The sequence below is a fragment of the Undibacterium sp. WLX3042 genome, from assembly GCF_049544825.1.
Taxonomy (GTDB): Bacteria; Pseudomonadota; Gammaproteobacteria; order Burkholderiales; family Burkholderiaceae_D; genus Undibacterium.
Genome location: NZ_CP186698.1, coordinates 1,032,500 through 1,044,569 on the forward strand (window position 1 = coordinate 1,032,500; position 12,070 = coordinate 1,044,569).

11 protein-coding genes are annotated in these 12,070 nt (G+C 51.3%); 3 read left to right on the top strand and 8 right to left on the bottom strand.

Features of this window, described 5'->3' with window-relative positions:
* Window positions 1-78 precede the first annotated feature (78 nt).
* Both ruvA and ruvB read left to right on the top strand, forming a co-directional pair.
* Window positions 79-660, top strand: a complete 582-nt coding sequence (ruvA, locus tag ACPAOP_RS04695; RefSeq protein WP_423681493.1) for a Holliday junction branch migration protein RuvA — start codon at window positions 79-81, stop codon at window positions 658-660.
* Between the two features lie 11 nt (window positions 661-671).
* Entirely contained in the window at window positions 672-1,715 is a 1,044-nt protein-coding gene (gene ruvB / locus ACPAOP_RS04700; protein WP_423681494.1) for a Holliday junction branch migration DNA helicase RuvB, read from the top strand.
* Between the two features lie 255 nt (window positions 1,716-1,970).
* Here the strand turns inward: ruvB and ACPAOP_RS04705 are convergent, their stop codons facing one another.
* Together ACPAOP_RS04705 and ACPAOP_RS04710 are read right to left on the bottom strand one after the other, a co-directional pair.
* Window positions 1,971-3,020: a porin gene (locus ACPAOP_RS04705; protein ID WP_423681496.1), complete on the bottom strand. Its 1,050-nt coding sequence runs from the start codon at window positions 3,018-3,020 to the stop codon at window positions 1,971-1,973.
* Window positions 3,021-3,396: 376 nt separating this feature from the next.
* A complete protein-coding gene (locus tag ACPAOP_RS04710; RefSeq protein ID WP_423709492.1) occupies window positions 3,397-4,554 on the bottom strand; it encodes a porin in 1,158 nt (385 codons plus the stop codon).
* Window positions 4,555-4,889: 335 nt separating this feature from the next.
* On the opposite strand from ACPAOP_RS04710, the gene coq7 reads away from it, so the two are divergent.
* Window positions 4,890-5,519, top strand: coding sequence for a 2-polyprenyl-3-methyl-6-methoxy-1,4-benzoquinone monooxygenase (coq7, locus tag ACPAOP_RS04715; protein ID WP_423709977.1), 630 nt, complete (start codon window positions 4,890-4,892; stop codon window positions 5,517-5,519).
* Window positions 5,520-5,622: 103 nt separating this feature from the next.
* Here the strand turns inward: coq7 and ACPAOP_RS04720 are convergent, their stop codons facing one another.
* The 6 genes from ACPAOP_RS04720 to thiS all read right to left on the bottom strand — a co-directional run bounded on the left by ACPAOP_RS04720 (window position 5,623) and on the right by thiS (window position 12,067).
* Complete coding sequence (locus ACPAOP_RS04720) at window positions 5,623-6,885, bottom strand: putative Na+/H+ antiporter (RefSeq protein ID WP_423709493.1); 1,263 nt, start codon at window positions 6,883-6,885, stop codon at window positions 5,623-5,625.
* A 138-nt stretch (window positions 6,886-7,023) separates the two neighbouring features.
* Entirely contained in the window at window positions 7,024-9,309 is a 2,286-nt protein-coding gene (locus ACPAOP_RS04725; protein ID WP_423709494.1) for a UvrD-helicase domain-containing protein, read from the bottom strand.
* A 266-nt stretch (window positions 9,310-9,575) separates the two neighbouring features.
* Complete coding sequence (thiE, locus tag ACPAOP_RS04730; protein WP_423709495.1) at window positions 9,576-10,199, bottom strand: thiamine phosphate synthase; 624 nt, start codon at window positions 10,197-10,199, stop codon at window positions 9,576-9,578.
* Window positions 10,196-10,993, bottom strand: coding sequence for a bifunctional hydroxymethylpyrimidine kinase/phosphomethylpyrimidine kinase (thiD, locus tag ACPAOP_RS04735; protein ID WP_423709496.1), 798 nt, complete (start codon window positions 10,991-10,993; stop codon window positions 10,196-10,198). Before thiD ends, thiE begins: the two co-directional genes overlap by 4 nt.
* Window positions 10,993-11,802: a thiazole synthase gene (locus ACPAOP_RS04740; protein WP_423709497.1), complete on the bottom strand. Its 810-nt coding sequence runs from the start codon at window positions 11,800-11,802 to the stop codon at window positions 10,993-10,995. Before ACPAOP_RS04740 ends, thiD begins: the two co-directional genes overlap by 1 nt.
* A gap of 64 nt (window positions 11,803-11,866) precedes the next feature.
* On the bottom strand, window positions 11,867-12,067 hold the full coding sequence (gene thiS, locus ACPAOP_RS04745; RefSeq protein WP_423709498.1) for a sulfur carrier protein ThiS: 201 nt from the start codon (window positions 12,065-12,067) through the stop codon (window positions 11,867-11,869).
* Window positions 12,068-12,070: the final 3 nt, after the last annotated feature.

A 12,070-nucleotide genomic window follows, 5' to 3' on the forward strand; every position in this document is an offset into this window, starting at 1 on the left:
TTTCGCTGACATCCTCTCGTCAAGCCGGAGAGAATCGTTTACTATCACTGCTTATTCATACAGTATGAAAGCAGTCTCATGATAGGTCGCATCGCAGGCACTCTGCTAGAGAAAAATCCCCCACAGTTACTGATCGATTGTCAGGGTGTCGGCTACGAAGTCGATGTTCCTATGAGCACGTTTTATAACCTGCCTCCTTTAGGTGAAAAAGTGGTTTTGCTGACCCATCTGGCTATACGCGAAGATGCGCATGTACTGTTTGGTTTTGGCTCGGCAGAAGAACGTGCAACCTTTCGCCAACTGGTAAAAATCAGCGGCGTCGGCGCACGTACAGCACTGTCTATCCTCTCAGGTATGTCTGTGGCAGATCTGTCGCAAGCGATTACGATGCAGGAAGTCGGCCGCTTGACCCGCATTCCGGGCATAGGCAAAAAAACGGCAGAAAGACTACTGCTGGAACTCAAAGGAAAACTCGGCGCCGATTTATTTACGTCCAGTACGGCGGCTGCGGCAGGTGATCATAGTGCCGACATTCTGAATGCCTTGTTAGCACTGGGTTATTCCGATAAAGAAGCCATGCTGGCGATGAAATCTGTGCCAAAAGAGTCAGGTGTATCGGAGGGTATCAAGCTGGCCCTGAAATCCCTGTCTAAAGGCTGAAAAATTACATCATGAGCATACAGACAGATAATCTCTCTATCAATTTCAGTGAGCAACGCATCATTGCGGCGACGCCGGTGTCCGCCAGTGAAGAGGCGATTGAACGCGCATTAAGGCCGAAACAACTCGATGAATATGTAGGCCAGGAAAAAATCCGCGACCAGCTGGAAATTTTTATTACTGCTGCGCGCCAGCGCGGTGAAGCACTGGATCACACCCTGCTGTTCGGGCCTCCCGGCTTGGGTAAAACTACACTGGCACACATTATCGCCAGAGAGATGGGAGTGAATCTGCGTCAGACTTCGGGGCCGGTTCTGGAGCGTGCAGGCGATCTGGCAGCGCTACTGACGAACCTGGAGGCAAACGATGTGCTGTTTATCGATGAAATTCACCGTTTATCTCCCGTCGTTGAAGAGATTTTATATCCTGCACTGGAAGACTATCAGATCGACATCATGATAGGCGAAGGCCCGGCAGCCCGCTCAGTGAAACTCGATCTGCAACCATTCACGCTGGTCGGAGCAACCACAAGGGCTGGCATGCTGACCAATCCTTTGCGTGATCGCTTCGGTATTGTCGCCCGCCTCGAATTTTATACCCCAGAACAACTGGCGCGCATCGTCACGCGTTCGGCATCCCTTCTGAATGCACCGATACACGAAGCTGGAGCGAGAGAAATCGCTAATCGTGCACGTGGCACGCCACGTATTGCAAATCGATTACTGCGGCGAGTGCGCGACTATGCCGAGGTAAAAGGCAATGGCGAGATCACCAAAGATATTGCCGATGCCGCACTGAAAATGCTGGATGTGGATACGGTAGGTTTCGATCTGATGGACAGAAAACTCCTGGAAGCCATCCTGTTTAAATTCGGCGGTGGCCCGGTCGGGCTCGACAATGTAGCAGCAGCCATCGGTGAGGAGCGCGACACCATTGAAGATGTACTGGAACCCTATCTGATACAGCAAGGTTATCTGCAACGCACTCCGCGCGGAAGAATCGCTACCTCACTGGCTTATGAACATTTTAATCTGATGCCTCCAGATGGAGAATAAGACGCAGGCTATACCTGATCAGCCTGCTCCCGTTAAGTAAAACCATTTGTAAGAAGCCCCGCGCTAGAAATAACGCACGTCGTCGAATGAAACAATGCCTGACTCAGGCAGGTATTCGGTCGCTGCGGATAAACCACGCCTCCATTATCCGGCGTCACGCGCTTGCATGATTCAGTGCGTTTGATACAGAAAATAAAAAAGCACCCGAAGGTGCTTTTTTATTTTCCACAACAGCAAGTTCACACTTGCCGAAGATTAGAATGCGTGACGGATACCCAGGTTAACCATACGCTCTGTACGACCCAAACCATCTGCCAGACCGCCAGCATTTACTTTTGCATCATTAGCAACGCGAGAGAATGATGTGTAAATATTAGTACGCTTAGACAAAGAGTGTGTATAACCCAGAGCCAGTTGTGTACTGTTGCGATCTGAGCTGACAACATCGCTGGTAACACGTGTAACGCCAGCAATAACAGAACCAGCTGCACTTACTGGAATTGTTGCACCCAGGTTCCACAGTTTGTAGGCAACAGAATCATCATCCGATTTTACTTTACCGTAAGCAAGCGCTGCTTTAACAACAGAGAAATCATAAGTCGCGCCAGCAAAAATGTGTTTTACAGCGTTCGTTGGTTTAGTAGATGCTGCCACATCTTCAGTGTGGTAAGCAACTGTTGCCAGCAACGGGCCTGCTGCATAAGAACCGGAAACACCGATACCACGGCCCTTACCGATGTCACCAGCTTGTTCGCCGAATGTGTATGCCAGAGAACCAGTGAAACCACTCAGATTATTCGTGGTGTAGTTCGCTGTGTTGTTAGAACGTGGATTTGTTGCGAAGAACAGATTACCCAGACCAGTTGCACTTGTGCTGTCTGTTGCGCTGCCACCGATGATACCTGTACCGAATGGATCGATAGAATCTACCGCATCAAACATTGGTTTGTTTTGACGACCCAGCTGGATCGCACCGAAATCACCAGACAAGCCAACCCATGCTGCACGGCCGAATGCCAGACCACCTTGAGCAGATGCGCCTGTATCAGCTTGAATACCCATTTCCAGTTTGAAGTTTGCTTTCAAACCGTTGCCCAGATCTTCACTACCTTTGAAGCCCAGACGGGAACCGGATTGAACACCGCTGTCCAAGGATGTAATGGAACCTTTGCCTTTAGAAAAAGCACCATTGCTTTCATTTTGAAGAGCCATATCCAGTACACCGTAGACGGTAACGGAAGATTGTGCCTGAGCAGAACCTGCAACTGCAGCCAGTACTGCCAATGCGATAAGTGATTTTTTCATTTTTATTTCTCCAAAGGATTTAAAACAATTACGTTGAGTTTCGATCATTCATTTCAACTTGCGAACAAGTGACACTAAAAATGAAACGTCAAAATTATGTGAACTGCTAATATCAACAGTCGTATTTGACCAAATATGAAGGAGAACAGCCAAGTTAAATCGACGTTCGATGGTAAATAAGCGAAATTGATGTCTCAATTCCACAACAGACCATGACAGACCAGCAACGCCGTTCCGGATAAAAAAAATCAGCGCAGTCCGATTAAACGGAAACAGGCAACGGCATGAATACAGTTTCAGGAGTGATTTTGTTTGTGTCATAAAAAAAGCCAGCTGTTCGCTGGCTTTTTAATCATACTAGCTGAGTTACCGCAAATCAGAATGCGTGCATGACACCAAATGCTGCACGAGTTGCGCTGCTTTGAACGCCGTCAGTACCGATGATGCCCAGCGCCAGCGTTGTATCTTTCAAAGCTGAAGAACCTGCTTTAGCATAAGTCAGAGATGCGTAAGCCGTTGTACGTTTGCTGAATGCATACTTAGCCATACCGATGTACTGATCAGCCTTGCCATCGAAATCGCCGCTGCGCTTGGTGTTGTAGTAAGCGCCAGTCAGGGTCAACTGATCTGAAACAGCGTAGTCAGCACCCAAACCGATAACGGTGATTTTACGATTATTGTTTGGACTTAATACGCTTAACGGAGCACCCAGGTTACCTTCAATCGTATTGTGGCCATAAGTAAAGCGCAACATAGTCGATGGCACAACTTTGTATTTGATACCGCCAGCCCAACCATTCAGAGAAACATTTCCAGTAGGATCTTTCAGTTTTGCGAAAGACAATGCGGCACCATTCGTGCCATCTGTGAAGATACCTGCCAGACCAGCATAAGAACTGGAAGACATTTCGCCTGCTTTTTCACCAAAGCCGTACATCGCTGCACCGGCAAAACCGGAAATGAAAGGAGAAACGTATTTCACAGAGTTATTCTGACGCAGACCAGGACCGCCCTGATTCGTACCGAAACCACCGAAGAATGCACCGGAGTACAGACCAACCAGCATAACGTTAGGGTTTGTACCTGCATGTGCGAGGCTCATAGGATCGGCCAGACCAACGGAATCCACACCCAGAATGTTGTTACGACCCAGAGTCACAGCACCGAAAGAGCCTGACAGACCAACCCAGGAAAGGCGGTCAAACAAGGAAGAGTTGTTACCGGCCTGGCTGAAATTCTGTGTCAGGTTGCTGCCGCCAAAACCGGCACCTGCTGCGCCTGTATCATTCGCCAGGGTGCCTTCCAGATTAAAGTTAGCTTTCAGACCGCCGCCCAGATCTTCGCTGCCTTTAATACCCCAGCGGGATATTGCCAGCTGACCAGCTTCCATCACGGCTTTATTGGTGCCACCCGCTTGATTATTGGTGTACATAACAGCAGCATCGACGATACCGTAGACGGTCACATTGGATTGTGCGGATGCTGCAGATGCGAACGCGCCCAGTACAGCAAAAGCGATGAGTGATTTTTTCATTGAAATTGTCTCCAGATTTTATGATTAATTTGACGTGATGTCTGCAGCTCTTAATTAGGCTGCTTTTTTGGGTATTGCTGGTTCTTCCGAACTGATTGATAAACAATCTAGGTTCCATTGAACCAAACTAAGCGAATTTGGGCAAAGAGAATTTGCGAACGATCGTGTTTAAGCAAATTAAATGTGGCGCGGCGACAACAGTTGTAATTCTGATGAGAATTGTCAGGTTTTGATGCATACGCAATCTGCATTTGCCTTGCGCCAGCTTAAAACCAGTCCTCCGGTCTGATGTTTTACAATAGAGACCTACTTCTTAAAGCATCGTAACCATGTCTCTGCCAAATATAGATCGTATCGTCCTGAGCTTTGATCGCGCGCTGCGCACCGTTTCTGCCCAGGCAAGAAGCTCTCGTCCTTATCCCGCTGCTGCCATCACCAATGAAGACAAGTTGAGCGAGCAGGAAAGAAAGCACAGTGCCGGTCTGATGCGGGTCAATCACGTCGGCGAAATCTGTGCTCAGGCGCTGTATGACGCTCAAAGTGCGTTTTCACATAAAGAAGAAGTGACCCGTCAGCTTCAGCATTCCTGCATAGAAGAAGAAGATCATCTTGCCTGGACTGCCACTCGCTTGAAAGAACTGAACTCGCATACCAGTTTCATGAACCCGCTCTGGTATGCCGGTGCTTACACATGCGGAATCATCGCGGCAAAATGCGGCGATGCAGCAAGCCTTGGATTTGTCGTCGAAACCGAGCGGCAGGTTGAAGCCCATCTGGCGGGGCATCTGAATTCCTTGCCTGCACATGACGCAAGGTCACGTGCGATCGTCGAGCAAATGCGCGTTGACGAAGTCGCGCACGGTGCCGCTGCACAGGAACTGGGTGCCAGTGAAACACCACAGCCCGTCAGAATAGCGATGAAACTGATGGCCAAAGTCATGACATCAACGGCTTACTATATCTGACCAAGCGCTACCAATCTGCGGCGCGACAGCCCCTCCCACGAAGGTAGCTTCGGGCGCTGTCAGAGCAAGGTATTTTTGCTACCCTGATGACAATACGACGGGCTTACAGAAAATGTAAAAACAGCGTGGCGATCACCGTCGGCAGCGCGGCGGCGGCGATCAGACCCAGCGGGCTGATCGCTTTTTCATTAAACGTATCTTTTAATATCGCAAACCCGGCAGGATTCGGCGCATTGGCAATCACCGTCAAACCACCACCCGTGACAGCACCGGACACCAGCGCATATTTCGCCGCATCAGGCAAACCAACGACCAGCGACCCCAGATAAGTCAGCGCGGCATTATCGGTCACCGCCGTTAATGCAACCGCACCGAAAAACAGGACGGCATTATCCATACCGGCCAGCAAAGGTTGCAGCCACCATTCCTGCTTACCGCCCAGAACCACTAGGCCCGCCAGAAAAAATGCGACCAGCAAGCCTTCTCTCAACATCAGCCTGTCCTGATACTGTTTGTACGCCTCAGTAAATCCAAGGAAAAATAAAAACAGCCCCAGAAATACGACAGGATAATGTGCAAACCAGACCGTGGCCGCGAGAAAAGTAAAATGAATTGCCACGACATAAAAAGGCACAGGCGCATCCGCTGTCGTCGGCTCCGGCGCTTTCAGTGACGTCAGTTCTTTACGGAAGAACAGGCTCAGCAACAAGGCATTTAATACGACGGCACCTGCGGCCTTCCAACCAAACATCTGCATCATGAACGCACTGTTCCAGCCCCATTTCTCCGCAACCATCAGCACCGGCGGTGCCGCAAACGAAGTGAGTACGCCACCGATAGAAATGTTGACGAATAAAACGCCCAGCGTCATGTATTTCATGCGCTCGGAAATCGCTTGCGAATAAAAACGATCCCGCAACATCAGCGCTGCCAGTGTCATGGCCGCAGGCTCAGTGATAAATGAACCAAACAATGGTACCAATGACAGACACAGAAAATACGAAGCCAGCTGCGTATTGAACGGCAGCAGACGCGCAATACGGGAGACAAAAGCCTGCACTGCCCACAATACTGGGCGGGTGCCAGCCACCACCAGAATGACAAAGACGAATAAAGGCTCAGTAAAATTCTGCGCTTCAAGATAATGAATCGCCTCTTTCTGATTCATCAGTAAAGCCATCACGGCAACCAGCACAAAAGCCCAGAAGCCGAAGACGACCTCGACTTCCCCCAGCAAATGCCAGAGACCAGCATGATGCTGACTTTTGTGTGCCAGCGAAATAAAAAATTTGGTGGAAAAAGTATGCAGCACAGCGATGCCGAAGATCGCCGCCGCTACATACTGAATCAACATATCCGTTGTCATTCTGTGTCCTTTTCCCTTCAATAGATCAACTCACCAGCATCGCGGACATCGTGAATGCTGTTACCGGCGTATATCCAACAATACTGAAACAGCACTGAGCGGCATCGCCGGTACAGTGTGGCAGATCTGATTAAAAAATCAGATTTTTTCCAGTTTGGCGATACTCAGGTCCAGCAGCTTCATTCCGAACTTACCGAAATTGATATGCGCACGCGCATTCGTGCCGCTGCCTTCGATATTTACGATCACCCCTTCACCAAACTTAGGATGCGCGACGCCCTGCCCGATACGCCATGCATTCGCATCCGCGACCTGATTGAAATTCTGTGCAATGCGATTCGCGCCTGCAGCAGGAGCATCATCCCATGCCGATTTTTTATTGCCAAACCATTGCGGCTGAATTTTTGGCGACAGCCATTTCAAGGATTCTTCCGGCAACTCTTCCAGAAAGCGCGAGCGCATGTTGTAGCGTGTCTGCCCATGCAGCATGCGGGTTTGCGAAAAGCTCAGATACAAACGTTGCCGCGCACGGGTAATCGCTACATACATCAGACGCCGTTCTTCTTCGACGCCGCTATCTTCCTGCGCACTGTTCTCATGCGGAAACAAGCCCTCTTCCAGACCGGTGATAAATACCGCATCGAACTCCAGCCCTTTAGCCGAATGCACCGTCATCAACTGCATCGCATCCTGCCCGGCCTGTGCCTGATTGTCACCCGCTTCCAGCGAGGCGTGCGACAGAAAAGCCGACAATGGCGACATTACCGTAGGTAAGGCAGCATCGGCATCGATGATGACATTACCGTCGCTGTTCTCCAGCAAAACAGTGTTGGCCGATGCCGGGCCGGTCAGTGCAGGAGCATCTTTGCCAAAGCCTTCTTCCGAGACAAATAAACTCGCCGCATTCACCAGCTGATCCAAGTTTTCTATGCGGTCTGCGCCTTCTTTTTCTGTCTGATAATGCGTCTTCAAAGTACTGAGTTCGATAACGATCTGCACCATTTCAGGCAAAGGCAGATACTGCGTTTCAAAGCGCGCACCTTCGATCAGTTTGATGAACGCTGCCAGCGATGAGCCCGCTTTGCCGCCGACATACGGCACCGCCGCATAGAGCGAGCAACCGTGCTGTTTAGCGGCATCCTGCAGCTGTTCCAGAGAGCGTGCACCGATGCCCCGGGCTGGGAAATTGACCACCCGCAAAAAGGCGGAATCATTATGCAGGTTATCCATCAACTGCAGATACGCAATCGCATGTTTGATTTCAGCGCGTTCAAAAAAGCGCTGACCACCATACACACGATACGGAATATTCGCGCTGAACAAGGCATGTTCGATCACGCGCGACTGCGCATTCGAGCGATACAGAATAGCGATTTCGCTGCGCGGCAAACCTTCGCGGATCAGATTTTTGGCCTCTTCAATAATCCAGTTCGCCTCTTGTATATCGCTGCTGGCTTCCATCACGCGTACAGGTTCACCATGCCCGGCATCGGTACGCAGATTTTTGCCGAGACGCTTGCTGTTATTCGCAATCAGAATATTGGCGCTGTCCAGAATGTGGCCATGCGAGCGGTAATTCTGTTCCAGCTTGATCAGATTCTGCACTTCAAACTCACGTTCAAATGCCGACATATTGCCAACATTCGCACCGCGGAAAGCGTAAATACTCTGATCATCATCGCCGACCGCAAACACTGCAGCACCACGGCTGCTGCCAGCGCCAGCCATAAGCTTCAGCCATTTGTACTGCAGATCATTGGTATCCTGAAACTCATCGACCAGTATATGTTTGAAGCGAGCCTGATAATGTTCGCGCAAAGGCTGGTTGCGACTGAGTAATTCATACGTGCGCAACAACAGTTCTGCAAAATCGACCACACCTTCACGCTGGCACTGGGCGTCATACAAATCGTACAGCCCCACCAGTTTGCGATTGAAATCATCGTAAGCATCGACCTGCGCAGCGCGCAAACCCTGATCTTTGGCGCTGTTAATGAAATACATCAGCGTCTTCGGCGGGAATTTTTCGTCGTCGATATTATTGGCTTTCAACAAGCGCTTGATGAACGACAACTGATCGCCGGAATCAAGAATCTGAAATGTTTGCGGCAAACCGGCATCGCGGTGATGCGCTCGCAACAGGCGATTACACAGGCCGTGAAACGTGCCTATCCACATGCCACGGGTATTGATCGGTAACATCGCCGACAAGCGTGTCAGCAATTCTTTCGCCGCCTTGTTGGTAAAGGTCACCGCCAGCACACCCTGCGGGGACACCTGGCCGGTTTGGATCAGCCACGCAATACGGGTCGTCAGCACGCGGGTTTTGCCGGAACCGGCACCCGCTAAAATCAGCGCCGACTGCGCCGGCAACGTCACAGCGGCTAGCTGTTCAGGATTGAGATTGTGAAGTAAATTTTGCATACCCCGATTATACGGGACAGACCCTGCGCTGCCGCGCCGATCTGCAGAATATCCGGCAGACCGATCACCGTGATCTGATGCAGAAATGCCGCTGATCCGGTTGCCCGTGAAACCCGGGCCACAGTTCAGCATGCCGCCCAACTATATGCAGAAACATCAGAAATTCTGCATACTCCCCCTCAAAAATAAGAAAACCTGCTTTATCTCCTTATAAACAAAGGGCTTCAAAATATACTCCCGGGAGTATATTTATGCTCAAAATGTGCTCAAAACAAGCCACAGAAATCAGCAGCGGCCTGACGCGGATTTTCTGCCATATACACGCTGCTGATGGCAGCGACCATTTCCGCCCCGTTGGCAATCAGCGGCTGGCAGTTTTGCAGCGTCATACCACCAATCACGACCCGCGGCAGATCGAATTCTTTACCCGCTGTGGTCACGATATCGGCTGACGTGGTGACCGCATATTTTTTGATTCGCGACGGATAAAACCCACCGAATGCAATGTAGCTGGCACCACTCGCAACCGCGCTGCGGGCGAGTTGCATATCACCGTAACACGAGGCACCCAGAATTTTACCGGCGCCGATCTGCGCCCGCGCTTCGGCTACGGAAATATCGGTGCCGCCGACATGCAAACCATCGGCATCAATTTCCATGCACAAATCCAGATGGTCGTTGATGATCAGTGGCTTGTGATAGCGTCGGCATAACTCCAGCAAAGCCGTCGCCTGTTGCCGCCGCAATGACATGTCTGCCGTTTTGTGGCGATACTGAACCAGCGCCGCGCCGCCCAGCAAAGCCTGTTCCGTAACAGCAAGTAAGCGTGCGGTATCGTCCCAGTCTGGCGTCACGATATATAAACCACGTAATGCATGTGTCTTAGTCATTTGAATGATCTGCCCGGAATAAATTGCCCGTCTGCGATCGCGTAAGCACGCTGCAGACATTGTTGTGTGTAGATTTGCGCCTGATCTAAGGCATGTCGCATGGAATGCCCCAGCGCCAGCTGAGCCGCAATCGCAGACGCCAGCGTGCAACCGCTGCCGTGAAATTCACCGGATAAGCGCGGCCATTGCCAACGCTGTTCGCCACCGGCATGTGAATACCAAAAATTATCCACCAGCGCCGCCGCTGCATGCCCGCCTTTCAGCAACACATCGGCTGGTGTCATCTGCATCAACATTTCCACCTGCGCCTGCTGTTCTGCGGCGTGCGGCACCAGTCTTTGCAACTCAGGCAGATTCGGCGTGAGCAGCGTCGCGACTTTCAGCAAAGGCTGTATCGCAACGACGGCGTCGTCCAACGATAAACGATCACCGTGACCGCTGCCCAGCACGGTATCCACGACTACAGGCAGACGCGGATTTTGTGTCCGCAACTGCTGTATCAGTGCAGCGATGGCGCGCGCATTTTCTGTATTGCCAGCGATACCGACTTTCATCGCAGCCACCGGTATTTTGTCCAGTAAGCACTGTGCCTGTTGAATTATCAGCGTGTGCGGCACCGCCTTCAGCGCATAGACATGATCATTGTCTTGCACAGTTAATGCCGTAATGACCGGCAAGGCATGCGCGCCCTGCGCGGCGATCGCTTCGATATCTGCCTGTATGCCCGCGCCGCCACTCGGGTCATGGCCGGCAAACACCAGCACGCTCGGGCGCTGCGGGATGGTCGTTACCATCAGACGATGCGCCCTGCCATCGGCGAGGATGGCGATGCTGCAAACTTGCGCGGCATACGTCCCGCTAAAAATGCTTCACGCCCCGCCGCTACCGCCAGCCCCATCGCCCGCGCCATACGCACCGGGTCTTTAGCACCGGCAATCGCGGTATTCATCAGCACGCCATCACAACCGAGCTCCATCGCAATCGCAGCGTCAGATGCAGTACCAACACCTGCATCCACCAGCACTGGCACCCTGGTCTGTTCGATAATCAGCGATAGATTCCATGGATTCAGTATCCCCATGCCGGAACCGATGAGTGACGCCAGCGGCATCACTGCAACGCAGCCGATGTCTTCCAGCATACGCGCCTGTATCGGATCGTCGCTGCAATACACCATCACATCAAAGCCGTCCTGCACCAGTGTTTTCGCGGCTTTCAGGGTTTCCGGCATATTCGGGAACAAGGTCTTTTCATCGCCCAGCACTTCGAGTTTGCACAGTTTGTGACCGCCTAATAATTCACGCCCTAACTGCAAGGTGTAAACCGCATCTTCGGCGTTATAGCATCCGGCTGAATTCGGCAGTATCGTGTATTTGGATGGTGGCACCGCATCCAGCAAGCTAGGTGCACTCGGGTCCTGACCGATGTTCACGCGACGAATCGCGACCGTGATGATTTCCGCGTCTGCGGCTTCGGTTGCCAGTCTGGTCTGTTCCAGATCTTTGTATTTTCCGCTGCCAACCAGCAAGCGTGAACGGTAGGTTTTACCGGCGATTGTCAGGCCGCTGTCAGCGTCGATTTCCTTATTTATTTCTGTTTGCATATTCCAATCCTTTTCTGTATTTTCTGTAAGTGCGGTAAGCTTTGTCTGAGTTAATTTTCAGCGATCAGCCACCGCCGATAGCACGCACCACATCGACTTTGTCTCCAGCTTGCAATGCGTGATCTGCCCAGCATGAACGCGGAATAATCTGGCGGTTCACCGCCACTGCAATCGCTTTATCCATCAGGCTCAGATCGGCAATCAACTCAGCCAGCAGTTGTGCAGACCTGATCTGATGCGGCGCGCCATTTAACTGAATTTCCATCAT

Excerpts from the sequence above, each read along its gene's own strand:
- ruvA (WP_423681493.1), top strand. The coding sequence starts at position 79 with ATGATAGGTCGCATCGCAGGCACTCTGCTAGAGAAAAATCCCCCACAG.
- ruvB (WP_423681494.1), top strand. The coding sequence starts at position 672 with ATGAGCATACAGACAGATAATCTCTCTATCAATTTCAGTGAGCAACGC.
- ACPAOP_RS04705 (WP_423681496.1), bottom strand. The coding sequence starts at position 3,020 with ATGAAAAAATCACTTATCGCATTGGCAGTACTGGCTGCAGTTGCAGGT.
- ACPAOP_RS04710 (WP_423709492.1), bottom strand. The coding sequence starts at position 4,554 with ATGAAAAAATCACTCATCGCTTTTGCTGTACTGGGCGCGTTCGCATCT.
- ACPAOP_RS04720 (WP_423709493.1), bottom strand. The coding sequence starts at position 6,885 with ATGACAACGGATATGTTGATTCAGTATGTAGCGGCGGCGATCTTCGGC.
- ACPAOP_RS04725 (WP_423709494.1), bottom strand. The coding sequence starts at position 9,309 with ATGCAAAATTTACTTCACAATCTCAATCCTGAACAGCTAGCCGCTGTG.
- thiE (WP_423709495.1), bottom strand. The coding sequence starts at position 10,199 with ATGACTAAGACACATGCATTACGTGGTTTATATATCGTGACGCCAGAC.
- thiD (WP_423709496.1), bottom strand. The coding sequence starts at position 10,993 with ATGGTAACGACCATCCCGCAGCGCCCGAGCGTGCTGGTGTTTGCCGGC.
- ACPAOP_RS04740 (WP_423709497.1), bottom strand. The coding sequence starts at position 11,802 with ATGCAAACAGAAATAAATAAGGAAATCGACGCTGACAGCGGCCTGACA.
- thiS (WP_423709498.1), bottom strand. The coding sequence starts at position 12,067 with ATGGAAATTCAGTTAAATGGCGCGCCGCATCAGATCAGGTCTGCACAA.